This is a genomic window from Coleofasciculus sp., assembly GCF_046565525.1.
Lineage (GTDB): Bacteria > Cyanobacteriota > Cyanobacteriia > Cyanobacteriales > Coleofasciculaceae > Coleofasciculus.
The window spans coordinates 1-19,891 of sequence record NZ_JBKHUP010000029.1; the positions used below are offsets into that span (position 1 = coordinate 1).

General features: G+C 47.6%; 16 protein-coding genes and 1 pseudogene. 8 read left to right on the top strand and 9 right to left on the bottom strand.

All coding sequences use genetic code 11. The features are described 5' to 3' along the window. Window positions 1–3,422: CHAT domain-containing protein (locus ACLGGO_RS12505; protein ID WP_446419563.1), on the top strand; the 3,422-nt coding region annotated here is incomplete at its 5' end. Between the two features lie 177 nt (window positions 3,423–3,599). On the opposite strand, the gene ACLGGO_RS12510 is transcribed toward ACLGGO_RS12505, so the two are convergent. Further along, entirely contained in the window at window positions 3,600–5,477 is a 1,878-nt protein-coding gene (locus tag ACLGGO_RS12510; protein ID WP_446419564.1) for a protein kinase domain-containing protein, read from the bottom strand. Window positions 5,478–5,712: 235 nt separating this feature from the next. Here ACLGGO_RS12510 and moaA point away from each other — a divergent pair, with 235 nt between their 5' ends. Next, window positions 5,713–6,699, top strand: coding sequence for a GTP 3',8-cyclase MoaA (moaA, locus tag ACLGGO_RS12515; protein WP_446419565.1), 987 nt, complete (start codon window positions 5,713–5,715; stop codon window positions 6,697–6,699). A gap of 66 nt (window positions 6,700–6,765) precedes the next feature. Here the strand turns inward: moaA and rpsD are convergent, their stop codons facing one another. Together rpsD and ACLGGO_RS12525 are read right to left on the bottom strand one after the other, a co-directional pair. Continuing rightward, on the bottom strand, window positions 6,766–7,374 hold the full coding sequence (gene rpsD, locus ACLGGO_RS12520) for a 30S ribosomal protein S4 (protein WP_446359722.1): 609 nt from the start codon (window positions 7,372–7,374) through the stop codon (window positions 6,766–6,768). A gap of 252 nt (window positions 7,375–7,626) precedes the next feature. Further along, a pseudogene (locus ACLGGO_RS12525) lies at window positions 7,627–8,094 on the bottom strand (RNA-guided endonuclease InsQ/TnpB family protein); the annotation flags it as partial. A 164-nt stretch (window positions 8,095–8,258) separates the two neighbouring features. Here ACLGGO_RS12525 and ACLGGO_RS12530 point away from each other — a divergent pair. The 3 genes from ACLGGO_RS12530 to ACLGGO_RS12540 all read left to right on the top strand — a co-directional run bounded on the left by ACLGGO_RS12530 (window position 8,259) and on the right by ACLGGO_RS12540 (window position 11,508). Next, window positions 8,259–9,734 carry an aminotransferase class I/II-fold pyridoxal phosphate-dependent enzyme gene (locus tag ACLGGO_RS12530; protein ID WP_446419566.1) on the top strand — a complete coding sequence of 492 codons (1,476 nt, stop codon included), beginning with the start codon at window positions 8,259–8,261 and terminating at the stop codon, window positions 9,732–9,734. 25 nt (window positions 9,735–9,759) lie between these two features. Next, window positions 9,760–10,365, top strand: coding sequence for a precorrin-6Y C5,15-methyltransferase subunit CbiT (gene cbiT, locus ACLGGO_RS12535; RefSeq protein ID WP_446419567.1), 606 nt, complete (start codon window positions 9,760–9,762; stop codon window positions 10,363–10,365). 237 nt (window positions 10,366–10,602) lie between these two features. Further along, window positions 10,603–11,508: a phosphatidate cytidylyltransferase gene (locus ACLGGO_RS12540; protein WP_446335716.1), complete on the top strand. Its 906-nt coding sequence runs from the start codon at window positions 10,603–10,605 to the stop codon at window positions 11,506–11,508. A gap of 137 nt (window positions 11,509–11,645) precedes the next feature. On the opposite strand, the gene ACLGGO_RS12545 is transcribed toward ACLGGO_RS12540, so the two are convergent. The 4 genes from ACLGGO_RS12545 to ACLGGO_RS12560 all read right to left on the bottom strand — a co-directional run bounded on the left by ACLGGO_RS12545 (window position 11,646) and on the right by ACLGGO_RS12560 (window position 16,981). Next, window positions 11,646–12,254 (bottom strand): hypothetical protein, encoded by a 609-nt coding sequence (locus ACLGGO_RS12545; protein ID WP_446335715.1) that lies wholly within the window; start codon window positions 12,252–12,254, stop codon window positions 11,646–11,648. Window positions 12,255–12,448: 194 nt separating this feature from the next. Next, window positions 12,449–14,068 (bottom strand): CHAT domain-containing protein, encoded by a 1,620-nt coding sequence (locus ACLGGO_RS12550; protein ID WP_446419568.1) that lies wholly within the window; start codon window positions 14,066–14,068, stop codon window positions 12,449–12,451. A gap of 115 nt (window positions 14,069–14,183) precedes the next feature. After that, window positions 14,184–16,562, bottom strand: a complete 2,379-nt coding sequence (locus tag ACLGGO_RS12555; RefSeq protein ID WP_446419569.1) for a PP2C family serine/threonine-protein phosphatase — start codon at window positions 16,560–16,562, stop codon at window positions 14,184–14,186. Window positions 16,563–16,702: 140 nt separating this feature from the next. After that, window positions 16,703–16,981, bottom strand: a complete 279-nt coding sequence (locus tag ACLGGO_RS12560) for a DUF6737 family protein (RefSeq protein WP_446419570.1) — start codon at window positions 16,979–16,981, stop codon at window positions 16,703–16,705. Window positions 16,982–17,125: 144 nt separating this feature from the next. Between ACLGGO_RS12560 and ACLGGO_RS12565 the strand changes: the two genes are divergently transcribed. Further along, window positions 17,126–17,386: a hypothetical protein gene (locus ACLGGO_RS12565; RefSeq protein WP_446360237.1), complete on the top strand. Its 261-nt coding sequence runs from the start codon at window positions 17,126–17,128 to the stop codon at window positions 17,384–17,386. 54 nt (window positions 17,387–17,440) lie between these two features. Next, window positions 17,441–17,713: a hypothetical protein gene (locus tag ACLGGO_RS12570; protein ID WP_446335710.1), complete on the top strand. Its 273-nt coding sequence runs from the start codon at window positions 17,441–17,443 to the stop codon at window positions 17,711–17,713. An 8-nt stretch (window positions 17,714–17,721) separates the two neighbouring features. Here the strand turns inward: ACLGGO_RS12570 and ndhM are convergent, their stop codons facing one another. After that, on the bottom strand, window positions 17,722–18,063 hold the full coding sequence (gene ndhM / locus ACLGGO_RS12575; protein WP_446419571.1) for an NAD(P)H-quinone oxidoreductase subunit M: 342 nt from the start codon (window positions 18,061–18,063) through the stop codon (window positions 17,722–17,724). Window positions 18,064–18,304: 241 nt separating this feature from the next. Beyond that, window positions 18,305–19,501, bottom strand: a complete 1,197-nt coding sequence (locus ACLGGO_RS12580) for an RNA-guided endonuclease InsQ/TnpB family protein (RefSeq protein WP_446419572.1) — start codon at window positions 19,499–19,501, stop codon at window positions 18,305–18,307. 37 nt (window positions 19,502–19,538) lie between these two features. On the opposite strand from ACLGGO_RS12580, the gene ACLGGO_RS12585 reads away from it, so the two are divergent. Next, a complete protein-coding gene (locus tag ACLGGO_RS12585) occupies window positions 19,539–19,682 on the top strand; it encodes a ribbon-helix-helix protein, CopG family (RefSeq protein ID WP_446419573.1) in 144 nt (47 codons plus the stop codon). The last annotated feature ends 209 nt before the right edge of the window (window positions 19,683–19,891 follow it).

The following is a 19,891-nucleotide window of genomic DNA, read 5'->3' on the forward strand; positions in this document are numbered from 1 at the left end:
CGATTACAGATAGTGGCGCTTTGAGTGTAGCTGGTGGCACCACCTTAAATGCCAATGGCAACAATATCACCTTAGATGATGCCAATAACTTCAGCACAGTAGCCGTCACCAGTGGCGCAAATGTTACCCTAAACGACAGCAATGCTATTGATTTAGGCGCTTCTACTATTACCGGCACATTAGGTGTTACTGCTGTGGGTGCGATTACAGATAGTGGCGCTTTGAGTGTAGCTGGTGGCACCACCTTAAATGCCAATGGCAACAATATCACCTTAGATAATGCCAATAATTTTAACACCGTAGCTGTAAGTAGTGGCAGAGATGTTACCTTAAACGACATCAATGGGATTGATTTAGGAACTTCGACTATTACTGGCACTTTAGGCGTGAGTGCTAATGGCGCGATTACGGATAGTGGTAATTTGAGTGTAGCCAATGGCACGGCAACATTAAATGCTAATAACAATGACATTACACTCAACAATGCCAATAACTTCAATACAGTAGCCATTAGCAGTGCCAGAAACGTTATCCTCAACGATACCAATGCAATCCGATTGTCACCTTTGACGATTAACGGCGGATTAGAGGTAAATTCAAGTAACACTAACGTTATCGGAAACATCACCACAGGAAACAACCTTATCTTTAATAGTCCAGTCACTCTAGACAACGATGTGACCTTGGATGCTGGACTAACTACTCTGTCTTTTGCCTTCGACTTAAATGCTAATGGTCACTCCTTAACCCTAAAAGCCGGTGAAATTAATAGTTTAGGTTCAGTCACGAATGGCAACAGACTCACCCTACAACCCGCCACATCCAACCAAGCCATTACCATTGGTGCAACCGATAACACCAGCGCCGCTTTAGATTTGACAACGAGTGAATTAAATGCATTCCAATCTAACTTTAATACCCTAACCATCGGACAAGGTAACACAAACCCCGTCACCATAAACCCAATTGAATTTAACAAACCTGTCACCATTCAGGGGGGAACCATTGATGTCAACGGAACCATCATCGGCTCAGGGAATGCCTCCATTACCCTCAACAGTGCAACCACAAACCTGAACGCCAATATCGCTACCGCAAACCAGACCATTACAATTACAGGTAACACCAATCTGGGGAATTCCGTCGTCCTTAATACCAACAGTGGCGCAGGTGATATCAATCTTAACGGTGCAATTAATGGAACTCAGAGACTTACCCTCGATGCAGGGACGGGTAATATTAACGTTAGGGGAAATATTGGTAACATCACTTCCTTAAATAGCCTAACAATCAACCGTGCCAACAACGTTAACACCCAAAATATTACAGCAACCAACGTTACTATTACCGCAAATCAAACCATTAATACCGCCAACATCAATACTAATTCAACCATCAATCCGGGTGGAGACATTACCCTAACCAGCAATAATGGAGTTATCACCACCAACAACCTGACAAGTTCCGGAACCAGTGGCGGTGATATTCTCATCCAAGCCTTAAACTCGATGACTCTGGGTGAAATTAATAGCAGCGGTAGTTCTGGCGATGGCGGTGATGTCACCCTTGACCCCATTGGTGATATTCAAGTCAGTTTTATTAACGCTGAAGGGGGTAACAATGGCAAAGGCGGTAACGTAGATATCACCGCAGGTCAATTTTTCCGCGCCACGGATACCTTTACAGACGCTAACGGTGAAGCCGTAAGCATATCCAGCGCTGGCGGGGATGATAATGGTAATATTACTATCCGCCATGGTGGTAACGGCGAGACTCCTTTTATTATTGGTGATGCCACAACCAATGGCACAGTGAGTGCAATTACCGATGGTGATATTACCATCCGTCCAACACAATCCTTGCTCTTTACCAAGATAGACGGCGACATCGAAATTATTAGTGTTGATGCACCGACGATTCCTGAAGAAGAACCTGTCGATGATTCACCTGTGACCCCTGTGGATGAACCCTTAATTAATCCCGTTGATGTTATCCAACCAAATGAAGTTAGTAAACTTCCGGAAAAAGATAATAATCAATTAGCCGAAGAAGAAGACACCACCGAATCCTCCGAGTCAGCATCCGTCCCCACCACAACTCAAGCTGCTGAAACGGAAGTGGCTCAACAAGAAGGCAACTTTACTAATGCTTATGAAAATTATCTAGGGGTTAGAAATACCCGCGCCGTTACACCTCAAGAAACCAAAGTCACACTCAATCAAATTGAACAAATTACTGGCATAAAACCTGCCCTAATTTACGCCTTCTTTAAACCCCAAACCCCCACTCCCGAAAAACCCAATCCCAAAGACCAAAACGAAATCCTCTGGCAGTTTAATGCTTCCACACCTCAACAGCAACAACTTTCAACTAACCCCAATCCTCAACCCACTGACCAACTGGAACTCATCCTAGTTACCGCCTCTGGAGACGTAATTCGTCGTCCCGTACCGGGCGCAACACGAGAGAAAGTTCTGCAACAAGTGCAACAATTACGTCGCGCTGTCACCGATGTTCGTATTCCTCGTCCTTATAAACAGTCTGCACAACAACTTTATGATTGGTTAATTTCCCCCATCGCAGAAGAATTACAAGCCCAACAAATTAATAATCTTAGCTTCGTTATGGATAGTGGCTTGCGTTCCCTCCCCATCGCTACACTCTATGACGGAAACCAATTTATTATCGAGAACTACAGCGTGGGGTTAATGCCCAGTTTTAGCCTCACCGATACCCGGTATGTGGATATCCGCGACGCTAATATCTTAGCCATGGGTGCTTCGGAATTTACCGAACAAGACCCTTTACCTGCTGTCCCCAAAGAGTTATCCCTGATTACCAATCAGTTGTGGTCAGGTACGTCCTTTCTTAACCAAACCTTTACCCTAGAAAATCTCAAACAAGCCCGCGCTAATCAACCGTTTGGTATTCTCCATCTCGCCACCCATGGAGAATTTAAACCGGGAAAACCTAGTAACTCCTATATTCAGTTTTGGAATACTCGATTAACCCTAGATAAGTTGCGAGAGTTGCAATTAGATAATCCCCCAGTCGAACTGATGGTATTAAGTGCTTGTCGTTCAGCCTTAGGGGATGAACAAGCGGAGTTAGGATTTACCGGATTAGCGGTACAAGCTGGGGTAAAATCGGCATTGGGTAGTCTCTGGTATGTCAGTGATACTGGGACATTAGGACTGATGACCACATTTTATCAACAGTTAAAACAAGCCCCCATTAAAGCTGAAGCCTTGCGACAAGCACAACTGGCAATGATGCGGGGGGAAGTTAAATTAGACGGAGATGAATTAGTGACACCATCGGCTAGGATTTCTTTACCAGAGGAATTACTCAACCAGGGGAATATTAATCTGACTCATCCTTATTATTGGAGTGCGTTTACCCTGGTGGGAAATCCTTGGTAGTAGCTACCAGCCCTGTTGAAAAGAAAATCGCAGCTACACAAACTTTCGTCCGCCTGCGCGAACTAACAGAGCTACATCAAACCCACGTAGAGCGACTGAAAAATTGCGTGTAGAGACGTTGCATGCAACGTCTCTACCACTGTTCAGAAAGTCCTAATCGATGTGTCTACTGCTATATCAACAGGCTTCTTGGGCTTCCGGTTCACAAATTGGCACTGAATTGTCCCCTGTGGGTTTAGGTGAGGGTTGAACGGGTTGTTGTGTGTCCGGTTTAGGGTTTTGGGGATTGGACTGTTCTGATGACGGCGGGGTTTGCTGATTCGTATCCCCTTGATTTTTACGCTGGGTAGCTTGGCGAACTAATCCATTTAACTTTTCTCGCCAATAGCGTTGTTCCGGAAAATCGCTGTCTGCGGCATAAATGATCACATCAACATAGCGACCTTCATTGTAGGCTTGCTCAATCTTATCGAATTTGGTTTTCGCTTCCCCCCATTCCTTTTGCCAAGTCTCGATGTTCTTTTGAGCATCCTCAAACGCCGGACTACTGGGGAGAACCGATTGAGCCGCCGCGATCGCTCGATCTAAGTTACCTTTTTGATACTCTTGGGCTGCTTCTGTCAAGACCTTTGCCCCATTATCGGGTTTGGGTTGATTGGGGGATTTTTGCGGGGTTGGAGTTGGTTCTGGACTGGGACTAGGTTTTGCCTCAACTGGAGTCGGACTCGGTTGAGTTTCTTCTGGGGTAGGGCTAGCAGGTTGTTCAGCAATGGTATCCACAGAGGCACAATCGATATACTGCCCAAAAACCCACCCAGCTTGCGGTGAACGAATTTCCACCCAATCCCCTTGCTTGGTGCCAGTTAGGGATAAGTTTGTGCCTTTATTAACCGTGCCAACAACCGCTGCGTTGGGGTTTGACCGCACGTTCAAGCTTTGAGCGGTCACCGTACAATTCCCTCGTGCCACTCCTTGACCGGATAAACCCTGACGAATGCCATACGCCATGCCTGCGGCTGCCATAGCCACGACTAAACCAATACCAATGACTAATGGGGCGCGGTTCGGTTCAGATGGGGGTGTGGGTTCAGGAGGGCGAGGAGGGGGAGGAGGGGCAGGTTGTCGAGGTGGTGCTGCTGGGGAAACTGCCAGAGTGCCTTGTTCCGATAGGGGTGTGGGTTGTGGGGTTGGTCTAGGAGGCGGAATCTGCTGACTGTAAGGAGTAGAAGGGGAAGCTGTGAGCGATCGCACCGCTTGTAAGGCTTCTGTGGCTGACTGGTAGCGGTCTTTGAAATGATAGCGCACCATCCGGGTCAGGATATTCTTCAACCCTGGACTCACGGGTGCAAGATGCTGCCAGATCAGTTCGCCCGTATTTAAATCTTCCTGCAATTCGGCAGGCATACGACCCGTAATTGCCTGGATACCAATAATTCCCAAGGCGTAAATATCGCTGGTGGGACGCGGTTGACCCAAAGCCTGTTCGCTGGACATATAACCCGGAGTCCCCACAGCAACCGTATTGCTCATCTGCATCTGAGAAGTCGCCAGTTGAGTCCGGATTTGCTTAACCGCCCCAAAGTCCAATAAGACTAACTTTTTATCTAAATTACGCCGAATTAAGTTATCTGGCTTAAGATCCCGGTGAATCACGCCACGATTATGAACAAACTCTAAAACCTCTGAGAGTTCTTGCAGCAGGGCAATAACTCGCGTCTCGTCCCACGGTTGACCCGGTATCAACTCTTTGCTGAGGGGATGCCCTTCAATATATTCCTGAACCAGATAAAATTCTTGGTCTTCTTCAAAGTAGGCAAGCAGACGCGGGATCTGGTCGTGATTGCCCAGCACTTCTAGGGTTTCCGCTTCGCTGTTGAACAGGCGTCGGGCGGTTTCTAAGAAATTGGGGTCACGATTAGCCGGCTGAAGGTGTTTGACCACACAAATCGGGCTACCGGGACGCCGGGTATCTTGTGCCAGGTACGTGCGACCAAATCCTCCTGCACCGAGGACTTGGTTGACTTGGTAACGACCATCCAATAACTTGCCTAACATAGGAGTGATGCGCCTCAACGTTCACATGTTAATAGTTACATACACCGACAGGATAGGTGTGCCAGGATTGTGCCAATTTAGTTTTTGTTCTGCTCTATGCATTGAATACATAATCCTTAGCTTCCGATGAGTTGAAGATACCTATCATAGAACAATAGCCGCTTATCGATGGGGGAGAGGGAATTATATTGGCAGTTTTCGCCCCTGGAGTCTTGTACGATAACTAGAAAATATAATGAACACTGTCGATTATCTCCGGATTAGCCTCATTGACCGCTGTAACTTCCGCTGTCACTACTGTATGCCGGACGGGTCAGAACTTGACTATATCCTGCAACAGGAACTCCTCACCCATGAGGAGCTGCTGACGCTATTGAAAGAGGTGTTTATCCCGGTGGGGTTTAGAAAGTTTCGCCTGACGGGTGGAGAACCGCTACTGCGTCCAGGGGTGGTAGAGTTGGTCAGAGAAATTGCTGCACTGGATCAAACCGAAGATTTAGCGATGACGACGAATGCCTTTTTACTCGCAGGCATGGCACAAGACTTGTATGATGCGGGATTGCGGCGGATTAATATTAGCTTGGACTCTCTCAATCCTGATACCTTTGACAAAATTATCGGGAATCGGGGGCGATCGCGCTGGCGGCAAACTTGGGACGGAATTCAGGCGGCACATCGGGTTGGGTTTGATCCGCTGAAATTGAATATCGTCGTTATTCCAGGGGTGAATGACTCAGAAGTCCTGGATTTAGCCGCACTTACCCTTGAGCGCCATTGGCACATTCGGTTTATTGAGTTTATGCCGATTGGCAATCCTGAATTATTTAACGATCGCGCCTGGATTCCCTCTGAGGAACTACGCCAGCAAATCCGCGATCGCTGGGGCTTAGTTGAGTCGAATGTGCGCGGGAATGGACCGGCTGATGTATTCCAGATTCCTAATGCCTTGGGGACTCTCGGCTTTATCAGTCAGATGTCCGAATGTTTTTGCGATCGCTGTAACCGGATGCGCCTCTCCGCTGATGGGTGGTTGCGCCCCTGTTTACTCAATGAAACGGGTCAGATTGACTTAAAAACCGCTCTGCGTAGCGGCGTTGATCTCGCCCAATTAAGAGCGCGAGTGCAGCAGTTACTAGCGATTAAACCAGATATCAACTTTAAACAGCGAGACTCTGGCACTGATGGTTACTACACTCGCACCATGTCACAAATTGGTGGATAGTCATCGTCATTCGTCATTTGTCCTTTGTTTTTTCCTGGTACCAATGACCAATGACCAATGACCAATCTACGCTTTCCGTGAATAGAACTCAACCACCAGCAGTTCGTTAATTTGCAGAGCGACCCACTCACGCTCAATCACACCATTGACCTTACCCGTGAATGTTTTCTTGTCAAACTCTAAATGGCTCGGTAGATTTGCCAATCCGGGGTATTCCAGATTTTTTTCCACCAAACCCCGAGATCGCTCATTATCTTTAACCATAATCACATCACCGGGACGGCATTGGTAGCTAGCGATATTCACTTCCCTACCATTGACCATCACATGACCGTGATTCACAAGCTGACGCGCACCTGGAATAGTACCTGCCATTCCTAAACGAAATACGGTGTTATCCAGTCGCATTTCTAGCAGTTCTAGCAACGCTTGACCCGTGGAACCCGTTGCCCTACGTGCTTTACGAACATAGCGAAGCAATTGCTTTTCCGTGACTCCGTAGTTGTAGCGGAGTTTCTGTTTTTCTTCCAATCGAATCGCATATTCTGACCGCTTCCGGCGAGCTTGACCATGTTGACCGGGTGGGTATGAACGACGGGGGGATTTGCGAGTCAAACCGGGCAGATCGCCCAGACGACGGACAATCCGCAGGCGCGGACCTCGATATCGCGACATAGAACTTCCTTGTGTACCTGACTAATTTTTACCCAAATACTTTATATTACAACATTAAGGGAGTAAGTTTTGAGTTTTGAGTTTTGAGTTTTGAGTTTTGAAGACCCTCGATGGCATGGCGCGTGACCCTTGAAGACCGTTACATAAGACCGAATCAAAGCTAATCAACCGTAGTCAAACTTAGCTTGATGCTTACTTCCTGCTTCACTCTGGCGGTGTCGGCACTCAACCAGTCCGCAGGCTCTCCCCCACCTAACTGGCGGCTTGCTCTAAATTGAGCGATGCGTTCAAGTCTCTGTCGCACTCAAACCCGCAGTTGTCACACTGGAAAACTCGCTCAGATAAGGGCATTGAGTCTTTGACAGTATGGCACTGGGAACAGGTCTTGGTTGAAGGATACCACTGGTCTACTGCAACCAAGGTTGACCCATACAACTGGCACTTGTACTCTAACTGGCGCTTGAACTCATGGAAGCCCATATCCTGAATAGCTTTAGCTAGTTTGTGGTTAGCCATCATCCCGGATACATTCAGGTTTTCTATTCCTATCCGGCTGTGGTTTTGGGCTAAATAGGAGGTGAGTTTATGCAGCGTGTCTTTACGGATATTGGCTATTTTCCGGTGTAAACGGGCTATTTTGATTTGGGCTTTTTTCCAATTAGATGAACCGATTTGTTTATGACGGTTTAACCATTGCATACGCGAGAGCTTTTTCTCGTACTAAGGAAAAACTAAAAGCAATCCCTGACTGGCAAGAGCGACTCAGGGAGTTTGTTGATCAACTTACATCATCCCTACTTAAAGATGGGTAGGGATGAGTAGAGCTGAGTAGGAATTAGGTTACAGTTGCTGACCCTCGATGGCAGAGTAAGGACAAATGACAAATGACAAAAGACGAAGGACAAAGGACTATCCCCATACTCGATGCCTTACAAGCCTGTGCTGGACGCCCTCACGCGCCGTTTTACGCCCCAGGTCATAAGCGGGGAAAAGGTATATCTGATCGGCTGGTGAACATCTGGGGAAAATCAGTCTTTGAGAGTGATCTACCTGAATTGCCCGATTTTGATAACTTATTTGCCCCTTCAGGAGTGATTCAGGAGGCGCAAGAGTTAGCGGCGGCGGCGTTTGGTGCAGATAAAACGTGGTTTCTGGTTAATGGCTCAACCTGTGGGGTAATTGCGGCAATTTTAGCCACTTGCGGTACAGGAGATAAGCTAATTTTACCTCGCAATAGTCATCAATCCGCGATCGCAGGTTTGGTTTTGTCTGGTGCGAGTCCGATTTTTATTACCCCAGAGTATGATCCTTCAGGGGATTTGGCACACAGTATTACTCCAGACGCCGTTACCCAAGCCCTAAAGCACCATCCGGATGCCAAAGCGGTGATGCTGCTTTATCCGACCTATCATGGCGTGTGCGGGGATATCCACGCGATCGCACAACGGGTGCATCACTACAATATTCCTTTGCTGGTTGATGAGGCGCACGGGGCGCACCTGACTTTTCACCCTGATTTGCCTCCGAGTGCAATCTCAGCCGGGGCTGATTTAACCATACAATCCACCCATAAGGTTTTGGCAGCTATGACCCAAGCCTCAATGCTGCACATTAAAGGTGATCGCATTGATCCTGAACGATTGAGTCAAGCCCTACAGCTTGTCCAGTCTACCAGTCCCAGCGCCCTCCTCTTAGCCTCTCTAGACGCCGCACGACAACAAATGGTGCTGTATGGGGAAAAGCTGCTTAGCCGCACTCTAGGGCTGGCTGAGGTGGCGAGAGAACAGATTCAACAAATTCCTGGATTATCGGTTTTAGACGCCACAAACACTCCGGGTTGTTTTACCCTAGATCCTACCCGGCTGACGGTGAAGGTTACAGCGTTGGGGCTCAGTGGGTTTGAAGCCGATGAAATTTTTTGTGAGCAGTTGGGTGTAACCGCCGAGTTACCGACATTCCAACATCTGACGTTTATCATGAGTTTAGGAAACACCACTGATGATATTCAGCAGTTAGTCCAAGCCTTTGCCCACTTAAGCCAGCGCTATTGTCGTCCCGATTCTCGCCCTAGGCAGAACTTATACCAACCGGGAATGGTTTCAGGGTTAATCCTGGAACCGTCGATGTCCCCTCGCGACGCCTTTTTTGCCCCGAAAGAACGGTTACCTCTAGAACAAAGCGTAGGTAAAATTAGTGCTGAATGGGTTTGTCCCTATCCCCCTGGTATTCCCGTTTTAATTCCAGGATTTGCGATCGCGTCAGCTACGGTGGACTATCTGCGACAGGTTCAGCATTTTGGCGGCTATATTACTGGGTGTAGTGACCCTAGCTTAAACAGCGTCAACGTTGTTATACAGTAAGGACTAATGACCAAGGATCAACAGAATGTCTTCTCCCCTGTGGAACTATACCACTCCTGGTATTCCCGATGATTTATTCGAGCGCTTGCCCGGTATTCCCCTGACTAAGCGAGAAGCACGCTTACTGATTATTTCCGCATTGCGCCTAGAATCCCATTCCTTGCTCTGGGATATCGGTGCAGGTACAGGTACGATTGCTGTGGAAACCGGATTACTTTGTCCTCACGGTAAAATTGTGGCGGTAGAACGGGATGAAGATGTGGCGAACCTGATTCGACGCAACTGTTCCCGCTTCGGCATTGAGAATGTTGACGTTATCGAAGGATCGGCGCCGGAATGTCTCCCCAATCTACCGGGAAAACCCCATAGAGCCTGCATTGAGGGAGGACGCCCGATTAAAGAAATTCTTAAGGAAGTCTGGTATTACTTAGAACCCCAAGGTCGGATTGTTGCCACAGCTAGTAATCTAGAGAGTCTTTATACCCTCTCAGAAGGTTTGGCTGAGTTACAAGCTCGTAATATCGAGGTCGTACAATCCTCAATCAATCGCTTGGAAACTCGAGGCACTCATCAAATCTTTGCCGCTGTTAATCCCATGTTTATCCTCAGTGGGGAGAAGTTGGATTCGTAACCTTCCACACGCTGATGTGCATCTAAATAAACAAGAGTGAAGTCCTTGTCAGGGGTATGGGGTGTAAGGGTATGCACAATAAATGTGTAACAGCTTACCATAAACATTTCCAAGTTGATAACTCGCACCTACCCATCCTCAAATTGACTAACTGCGAGTGCTGCCAGATTGTTAATCTTAATGTAATAGTTTCATCTAGACAGTTAATTGGGACTGTCTTGTGTCAACCAAAGTTCTATGCCCTGGTCTCGAATTTTTAGTGGAATTGTAGCGATTACCCTAGCGATGGGGATGATTGTAGCGGGAGGATGGTATTTTACCCTCGGCCTGTGTGTCATCGTCTATTTGGGTCAATTGGAATATTTTCAACTGGTTCAGGCAAAAGGAATTGCGCCTGCGGCTAAAACGACGTTAGTTGTGAGTCAGCTTTTATTGGTGACAGCCGCCCTTAACTCTAATCTTACGGATGCCGCCTTTCCCATCGCCGGAACCTTGATTTGTTTTTACCTGCTCTTTCAACCCAAAATGGCGACGATTGCGGATATTGCCGCTTCGATTTTGGGATTACTCTATGCCGGTTATCTGCCTAGCTACTGGATACGATTGCGTGTTGGCTTAGATGGAGGGGTTTCATTGCCACTGAATGCTACAGCTAGCATCAATAGTTTTTCCTTCAATGGCTCTTGGCTTCACCCTTGGACTAACCTAACGGTTCTGTCCCAAGGTTTAACTGTTACTCTACTCGCCTTTGGCTGTATTTGGGCAGCCGATATTGGTGCGTATAGTTTTGGCAAGTTTTTTGGTCGAACTCCCCTTTCGAGTATTAGTCCCAAAAAGACAGTGGAAGGCGCAATTTTCGGGCTTTGCGCTAGTGGAGCAGTGGCTATGGCTGGGGCTTGGTATCTGCAATGGTCGAATTGGCAACTCAGCGGATTTGTTTTCGGCACCTTAATTGGGGTGGCTAGCCTCTTGGGAGACTTAACCGAATCAATGATGAAACGAGATGCAGGTGTCAAGGATTCAGGACAATTAATTCCTGGTCACGGTGGTATTTTAGACCGTACAGACAGCTATGTTTTTACGGCTCCCTTAGTGTACTATTTCATTACCCTCTTGCAGCCTCTGTTGCCGCCTTTTAGTTAAGGCGAAAAGCCAAATCTGTGATTTGACCTGGAGCCTGGTTTTGACGCTTGGGCGGGTTTTCTTGCTCAGTGATCACTGAACAACTGTGCCAGAGTGTCTCCCGCCCACCTCTACCATAAGACAAATGAACCCGGTAATTAATGATCCTCAGGAGGGTTGTCCAGTTGCGTGAGAGTATAATGGGCAATAGCTAAACTTAAGCGCACCTGCTCAATGGGCGATAATTCAGACCATTTGACTGAGCCAACAGTGCCAAAGTCTTGATTGCCTCGCATGGCGTAAGCCCACGGACGGGCAAAAATTAATAGATCATCTTCACTCCAGTTCGGCAATAACGGTTTAACGCATAAAACAAGCTTATCTGCGAATGACTGGTTCATGGACAACGCCTGTTGAGCTTGGTCGGCGATCGCGTCCAACCAAGACGCCGGAACGCCGGAAAACCGTTGAGCCAATGACCGCTTCACAGATGCTGAACCTGAAGAATCTGAGGGCGTCAGAGATGTCCAGCACTGGTGCAAGCGATTGAATAGGGTTTGTGAGCCTGAGGTAATTTCCGCCGCTGTTTGACAAGCATCCAGAGAAAATCCCGCTTCCAGATCTGCCAAATAGTCTTGGGCTTCAGGTTCAGCGGGATTCCAGGGATAACAATTGTCGTCGGGTTGCCAAAGTACTTCTATGAGTTCTCCTTGGGCTTGACTCAAAGCATCTTGATAATTTCGGTATGGTTTATTTTGACTGGTCATAATACCCCTTCTGTGATCTTTGGTGTAGATGAAAATTGATAGGAATAGCTACATCAGCACTCTCGAATGTTCCGTAATCATTCAGAAAATTAAGGTTGGTGCCGATAATTGGCGCAATTGTGGGAACGGTTGAATTTACCGATGTGACCCTCGGCTTGAATCCCTGTGATTCTAAGATTTGTTAAGTTTTTGGATTAAATGTTTTCAATAATAAACTCCAGGGTTTGACTTTGAGTACTGCCAAATTTTAGCTGGCTACCCGACTCCAATGGCACTTCCTGATGGTGGATTCTCTGCCACCCATCTGCTCGTAAAATATGAGTGCCGTTGCGAGAAAAATCACGCAGGAAGTAAGTCGGGATTTGTTCTGGATGGGTGAAGGTATCGCGACAGAGAATTTCTGCATGTTTATAGCTAACCCACATTTCCTCATCCAAAACCAAATCATTCTCCTGTCCGCGTCCCACACGCATCAGCCCACCGCGAATTCGCCAAACTTTACCCGTTGAGTTCAAGGCACGTAAGCAAGCTGTGGGGGTTTGTACGCCATTCCAGTGGCTGGGCATAGGGGGAAGCTCAGTAATCCCTTCTTCTAAGGAAGCAATCAACTGTCCTGGGAACTCCGGATGCATGTAAAGCACAGGTAACGTCCAAGCCGGTTGGTTGAACTTGTAGAGCGTGAGTAATTGTTGTCTAGCAACAGCGACAGCTTGATCAATAGGCATCCGGGCAGCTAGGGCTTGGGCAAGACTTTGGATAAAACTCAAGGCTTCGTGATCGGCAATGGAGTCGCGCATACCCAAAACGGCGGGTACACCATGGTGAATTAACACCTCAGCTAAGCTACTCCGGGGAATCGTTTGACCTCCCACCTGATCCGGTTGAGCGCCCCAACAGGTATTGAATACCGCCAAGGTCACTTGATTACGAACCAAGACTTGAGCCAATTCTGTGCCATTGATGGTGGCGTCTGGACTTAAAAATAATAAACCCCCATCGGGAGCCGGTTCACCATGACCGGCATAAAAAAGAATATTATAACCTCCTGTGTCCAAGGCAGCAATTAAATCAGCAGGTGTTGGCTGTATGAGCTTTTCGACAAAGCAGGGAACGGCTGTGGGGTTGAACTTTTGACAGGATTGGAAAACATTCTCTAAAACCCCTGCCTCTTGTTCAAGCTGGAGGCTGGCAGCTGAATGGTTACCACTGGAGCGGTGGACATCTTGTCCAAAGACGAGCAGGATATTCAGAGCTTGATCGTGGCGGATTAGTGGTTTGAGAGAGTCAACATTACTCGTCGTGCGGCTAAAGAGCAGTTGAGTAGACAGAGAAATAGCGGGTTTACCTGCCATTTCCTGCATAATTTCCCAGGGGAGGGGAATAAGCTCAGGATGTCGAATTTCCAAACGCACGCGCAGGGATGTATTTTGTCCCCGAGCAATCCCGCGACTTTCAGCCAATGTTGTTTGAATTGAACCCGCAAATAGCCAATTCCACAAATCTATTCCCAACTGCTGCATCAGCCGTCCGCCGTAGCTAATCGTCTGCATCGGGGCGTTTTCGCTCTGGGGCGATAATGTTGGTGTAGGTGTCAAGGGATGAGGCAGGGGCAATAGGGGAGGCAAATTCCCTGTAGAAAACATTTGTTGCCACGCCAACCACGTTTGAGTCAGAGTGGGAGACCAAATTGAGTCATGATGAACATAACCCCCAGGATAAGGAGCTTCAATCACCCACACAGCAAAGTTATCTGCCCCAGCCGTAGACAGACGTGCGATCGCTAAACTGAGGCAAGGAATTTCGATATCAGACATTCAACGCCCAAATGTAGAGCAACATTTTTCTTATTAGTCTACCCAGTCTTGGCTAGGGTTTGTGTATCCAGTCTACTTCTTCAAGAGTGCTAAGTGTCGTTACTAGACCGACGCTCTAAGGGGATTTAGGAGAACTTAGGGCAGGAGTTGAAGCCTCAGAGGGAGGTTCACTTGTACACACACCCAATTGTTCGGATGTTGGGTTAAAATTTAATTCAAAATTTGAGCGAATATTGACAACTTTTATCCAACCTCTATCCCCTGGCTGAACCTGGGGATAAATATTGCCGCGCTCTTTTGCATCCGATAGAGTCGGGGATTCTGGGGTAGAGTTGGCAGACTGTTCAATTGCTGTCTGTACCGATTGTGTGTCGGCGCTTCGCGTCCCCGCCGAACAAACTCTCAATTTGAGCCAATCATCTTCCCCAGAATCGGACGATTGCCGAATAACTTGCAAGACACTCCCTCTAGGAACTAACCGAATCGGTGAGAGATTTTCCTCCGGAGGCTTTAGTCGCAGTAGTAACGGAACATCTTGTCCTTCTGAATTGATAATAGTTGAGCGAGTCACTTGCATCAGTGTCAAGTTCTCCAAGGACGAAACCGTTTCAGGCGTTGGCGTTGAACGAGCCGTTGGAGATGGAGTCACTGACACGGATACTGGAGGATCAGAATTAGAACTCTGGCTGACAAACCCTTGTATCCAACGCCGAGGTAATAATAGGTAAGCCATTCCTGCACCCACCACTAACAGTACAACAATTGCTAATAGCAGTCCCCAAGGACGCCGCTTCGGTCTGATCAATTGTTGAGTTTTCTGCTGGGACGGTACAATGGCAGCTACCGTGGGCATTTGTGATGTTATCGGCAAAGGCAACGATTCCGGCTGAGGCGGCGCCAGTTCTGTTGGTTTTGTGTCCCCTGATGCCGTTACCTGACAGTAGATCAATGCCAGGGTAACATTATCATGACCATTTTGCCGATTAGCAATCTCGATGAGATGCTCGGCGGCGGTTGGTACATCAACCTGTCCGTCCAGAATGGGCAGAATTTCGGTTTGCCAATATTGTTCCACTCGGTCATGGTCACTCAGACCATCGGAACAGAGGAGAAATACACTATCTTCATCGAGGATAAACCGCTGGGTGGTTGGATGTAATGTGGTAGACGATGCCATGCCCAAAGCCTGGATCAATGAACCGGAGCTGGGCTGTCGCACAGCATAGCGGTAAAAGGTGTAACCCAATCGCACTTCACGGGAGGCTAGATCATCATCTTGGGTAATTTGATGACAACCTTGGCGCGTCACCCAGTAGACGCGACTGTCTCCGACATGAGTGATGTATATTTCATGGGCGCTGGTTTGAGCCATGACCAAGGTTGTACCCATCCGCTGTCGCTCAGAGCGATATTCGCTATCATTTTGCTGGCTAATGGCGTCATTAGCGGCGCAGGCAGCTTGTTCGAGTTGCAGGGTCAGGTGGGTTGGGTTCCAGTGGTCACGATCAAAATTGAGGCGTTCCACTTGCTCTCGCAAAATGTTAATCGCTAACCCCGAAGCAATTTCACCGCCCTCATGTCCGCCAATCCCGTCACAGACGATGGCTAAGGCATTTTCATCCGTTGAGGGACTCTGTAGTTGTCCAATCGGTGGGTAACAAGCATCTTCATTGTGGTGGCGAACTGGACCCGAATCTGTACTGGTAAAAATCTGATAACGACGAGATTGCCATTGTCCACAGTCTTTGATTGCCTGATCAAGTAGTCCCACCAGTTGTTCGGCGGTGCGAATTTTTCCTTGGATCAGTTGATCACAGAGTTGGTCTAAAAACTGCGTCGCGGGCGAGGATGCTTCTGGAATGAATTGAGACCAGCACTGACCGAGTTGTTTGAGCGTCGGTGCCGCATCCCGCCTTAGTTCCAATAGATGCAGGATAGAGCCTTCTGGACGCAGCCAATTGGGATTGAGCAAACTTGTCGCCACCCCTTCATGGCTTAAGGGTTGCCACAGATTGGCGATTTGCCACAACCAGTTGAGTTGACGTATGGCTGGTGCCTCTTTCCAGACTCGACTCAGGGGAGGAAATAGTTGTCCTTGAGATCCAGCCGCATCGGTTTCCTGAATTGGCGCCTCTTCCAATAGCCAGATCTGTGAACCTGGGTGTTCTCCACTGCCTGTCAGCCGCCCGTATACTTGGGGAATATGTAAGCCATAGGGAGATAGTCTCAAATAGGGCAACAACTCCGGCGGAATTTCTTGAGGGGTATCCGGTGGCGTTGCTGGTTTGGTATCGAGTAAAATCCGCTCATTGACCAACACATAACGGTTGGCGATTACTGATTCGAGCTGATATGCTTCTAAGCCCGATCCCAGCGCCCACAGATAACGCCGTTTCAGGGGCGTGCGACAGTTCTGACAGAACTTGTTGACAGGGGGATTGGCAGCCTGACAGCGGTAGTTAGGGCAGTGAAGGGTTGCTGCAGGATTGTCCATGGAAACACTCTTGGCTACGTCTAGCTAGTAATAAGTTGGCGATTGAAGTCACACTGCCGCGATCGCGATGCATCTCTATTCTAGGATTACCGAAATAAGCCTACTGATTACAAATTCTAGCGTCTGATTCAAGAAGCCGTTTACTTATCTGAGGTATAAATGGTTTCAGAAGGCTCTGACTCTTGATCGGGTTGGCGATTCATCAACTCTAGGCTACTGAGTCGCAATAGACGGGGCCACAGCCATAAAAAGTAAAACCACCAAACCAAAATGGGGGTAGTCACGATCAGAGTTATCCAGAGCGTTTTGGCTAGAACCCAACTCCCCGTGATGATTACGACTCCGGTCAGGAGAATTGACCAAGGCTGACACCACCACGGTTTATAATTCCAAGGATTCAGGGGATCTTTGACAGACAACAGTTGCCTCTATTGGAAAAAATAACTTTATTTATAATACTTTTTTGCGACTTAGAGGAGTCGGTTCGGAAAATTCCCACTCCAGGAAGCGGTTGACTTCAGTTTCTGAGTATTGCTGATCAGCTTAACACAGTGCCAACAGACATGCCCAAGCCCGATGATGACACCTCCGATGACCACTCCTTTGAGGAGCTCAACTCCCCTGCGAGTGTTGAAATTAAACAGCTTATGGAGCAAATTGAGAACTCCCATGACCTGTTGTACAAAATGATTAACCTGGAAATGTGGGCATTAGCCGAAACGATGGATGAGTTTATTCCAGGTTTTTGGAGTCGTTTTTTGGAAAATCGGCGTTTAACCCTCAAACAATTTCTACAGAACAATTCTCACTCTAGAAAGAGGTAAATCTCCCCCTAGAGTTTTTATGATCACACTAGACAGGCAAAGTACGAGGATCTTATGAATAAGCCAGAACGCCCAGATACCAATGATACGCTCAATCCTGGCGATAAAGTCTCGCCAGAGGAGCAAACCCTAGAGCAAAAAGCACAGAAAGTCGCTGTTGATGCTCCTGATATTACCGGTGATCACATTGAAGTCCCCACTTACTTCACCGTAAAAGACGAAGACGGGGAAGAAAAAGCTCTACACCATATTCAGGATGCAGAAGAAATTTCTGATGTGATTCGCCAAGCACGCACCGATGAACAAGGCAATCGCACTTGGCGTTAGGGTTGAATTTACGACTCCTGAGACACAACCTGCGGCAATCCCATGCTATAGTTCATTGCCCGACACTCCAGGTTGTAGCTAATCTCACCCTTTTGCAGGAGCGATCGCATGTAATGCTCTAAATCGGAGCCGATACGGCGAAGATTGTATTCGGTCAAATCTTCTCCGCTATAGGCTTCGACAAATTCATCAAACTTACGATAGATTTTTTGCAGGGCATCTTCACTCCAATTAAATTCATTATCGGGGTCAACGTCTAGTGTTAAAACGTTGTTACTCTCGACTAATTGGCTGTTTTGCACCTCGGCAGTGTAGATGCGAATGTGACGAGTTGTCGATTTGAGCAGCATGAAAACCCTCCGAGCTTAGATAATATTTTCCTTTACTAATTGTAAACCTTTGTAAATACACTACCCAAATTATCTTCCGGCGAGAAAGAACCAAGCTAAGCTACCCCAGATCGGCTTAGTCCCTTGGTCTGAGTCCCGCCCCATTCCCAATGACGCGGTTAAGTCAGTGGGATATCTTGTTTCTGAGGAAGTCGGAGTTTGACATCCTCACCGCCCTATAAGGACGGTGATTCCCTACCAGTCAAACAGCTAATCGCTGAATGTACTTTCGTTGGGTTGACGGCTCATCACACACGGCCTCATTGGAGGTCTTACACGCGCTCCCCGTCCGTTTATAGTCGTGGGTATGCCCTACCCCGACTCGCTCTATATTTGCTGATGCGTTATCATCGCGATCGTGTTCTACGCCGCAACTAATACAGACAATCGTCCTCACCGACAGGTCTATTTTGCCCCATCGATAGCCGCATTCAGAACAGACTTGACTGGTGGGTTCCCATCGGCTGATAATCCGAAAATCCCGGTTGTGATTGCAGGCTTTCCCCTCACACAATGACCGGAACTCATACCAGCCAGCCTGAGATATTGCCCGTGATAGCTTGCGGTTCTTCAGCATCCCGCTAACGTTTAAATCTTCCAAAGCGATGATTTGATTTTCATCTACCACTTTGGTGGACAGTTTATGCAAAAAATCCTTTCGCTTATCCCGTATCTGGGCGTTGAGTTTAGCAACCCGAAGCCGCATCCGCTCACGCCGTTTACTTCCTCGTTCCCGTTTAGCCAGCCGCCGCCCTTCACGTTTCAGCTTACGGTAAAGGCGAGAATAATCAGGACTATCGATCTTTTCCCCATTGCTACAACAGGCAAACGTCTTTAACCCCAAATCAATCCCAATGGATGGGTTGAATGGCGGTTTAATTTCCGGCTCTACCTCAACCACAAAGCTGAGGAAATATCTCCCCGCGCAATCCTTAATCACCGTGACCGAACTGGGTTCAGACGGCAGGGGGCGCGACCACTTAATCTTGATTTCCCCAATCTTGGCTAGATAGACCTTCTGGGATTTGACCTTAAACCCACCCCTAGTAAACTTTGCGGTTTGGCGATTGGTTTTTCGCTTAAACCGTGGCGGGTTCACTTTTTTGCCCAAGCGCATGCCAGAGCGGGATTGGAAGAAATTCTTGAAGGCTACCCCTAAATCGGCAACCGATTGTTGGAGGGGAATAGCGGATACCTGCCCTAACCATTCCCTGGCTTCAGTTTTCTTAGGCTGAGTAATGCACAGCTTCTGGAGTTCACTATTTTTAGGTAGTTTGTCCAACTGTTTGCATGTATGCAAGGCATCATTCCAGACTACCCGAACACACCCGAACAGCCGCGCCAATGATTGACGCTGACCCGGGGTGGGATAGATTCGGAATTGATATCGACTTTTCATGATAATATGATATCATAATGATATCGTTTTTAGCAAGATGAGACAAGTATTGATTCGATGCTCCGATGCTGAGGCTCAAAGGCTTAAGCAGTATTGCGCTCAAACTGAAAGGTCGCAAAATGATGTATTAAGGGAACTGATCCGAAAACTGAAGATTAAAAACAAAAAGTCGCCCTTTTAGGGCGAGGCTTTAGACCCTATTTTCCGGTAAATTATCTAGTTGTGGGGGAAAGGGGGAGCAATAAGACCCACGCCATAATTTTTAATTTGGCGCTGGCATACACTGGACTTCCCCAACCTCATTGTTGTAAATTGACATGGACTTCGATATAGATGCTCACAAAGCTAGTTGAAATTGCTGCACCATGAGTTGATTCTCGAATTCGATCA

What these genes read in the sequence shown, in the direction of transcription:
- ACLGGO_RS12510 (WP_446419564.1), bottom strand. Translation starts at nt 5,477, where the DNA reads ATGTTAGGCAAGTTATTGGATGGTCGTTACCAAGTCAACCAAGTCCTC.
- moaA (WP_446419565.1), top strand. Translation starts at nt 5,713, where the DNA reads ATGAACACTGTCGATTATCTCCGGATTAGCCTCATTGACCGCTGTAAC.
- rpsD (WP_446359722.1), bottom strand. Translation starts at nt 7,374, where the DNA reads ATGTCGCGATATCGAGGTCCGCGCCTGCGGATTGTCCGTCGTCTGGGC.
- ACLGGO_RS12530 (WP_446419566.1), top strand. Translation starts at nt 8,259, where the DNA reads ATGACAAAAGACGAAGGACAAAGGACTATCCCCATACTCGATGCCTTA.
- cbiT (WP_446419567.1), top strand. Translation starts at nt 9,760, where the DNA reads ATGTCTTCTCCCCTGTGGAACTATACCACTCCTGGTATTCCCGATGAT.
- ACLGGO_RS12540 (WP_446335716.1), top strand. Translation starts at nt 10,603, where the DNA reads ATGCCCTGGTCTCGAATTTTTAGTGGAATTGTAGCGATTACCCTAGCG.
- ACLGGO_RS12545 (WP_446335715.1), bottom strand. Translation starts at nt 12,254, where the DNA reads ATGACCAGTCAAAATAAACCATACCGAAATTATCAAGATGCTTTGAGT.
- ACLGGO_RS12550 (WP_446419568.1), bottom strand. Translation starts at nt 14,068, where the DNA reads ATGTCTGATATCGAAATTCCTTGCCTCAGTTTAGCGATCGCACGTCTG.
- ACLGGO_RS12555 (WP_446419569.1), bottom strand. Translation starts at nt 16,562, where the DNA reads ATGGACAATCCTGCAGCAACCCTTCACTGCCCTAACTACCGCTGTCAG.
- ACLGGO_RS12565 (WP_446360237.1), top strand. Translation starts at nt 17,126, where the DNA reads ATGCCCAAGCCCGATGATGACACCTCCGATGACCACTCCTTTGAGGAG.
- ACLGGO_RS12570 (WP_446335710.1), top strand. Translation starts at nt 17,441, where the DNA reads ATGAATAAGCCAGAACGCCCAGATACCAATGATACGCTCAATCCTGGC.
- ndhM (WP_446419571.1), bottom strand. Translation starts at nt 18,063, where the DNA reads ATGCTGCTCAAATCGACAACTCGTCACATTCGCATCTACACTGCCGAG.
- ACLGGO_RS12580 (WP_446419572.1), bottom strand. Translation starts at nt 19,501, where the DNA reads ATGAAAAGTCGATATCAATTCCGAATCTATCCCACCCCGGGTCAGCGT.
- ACLGGO_RS12585 (WP_446419573.1), top strand. Translation starts at nt 19,539, where the DNA reads ATGAGACAAGTATTGATTCGATGCTCCGATGCTGAGGCTCAAAGGCTT.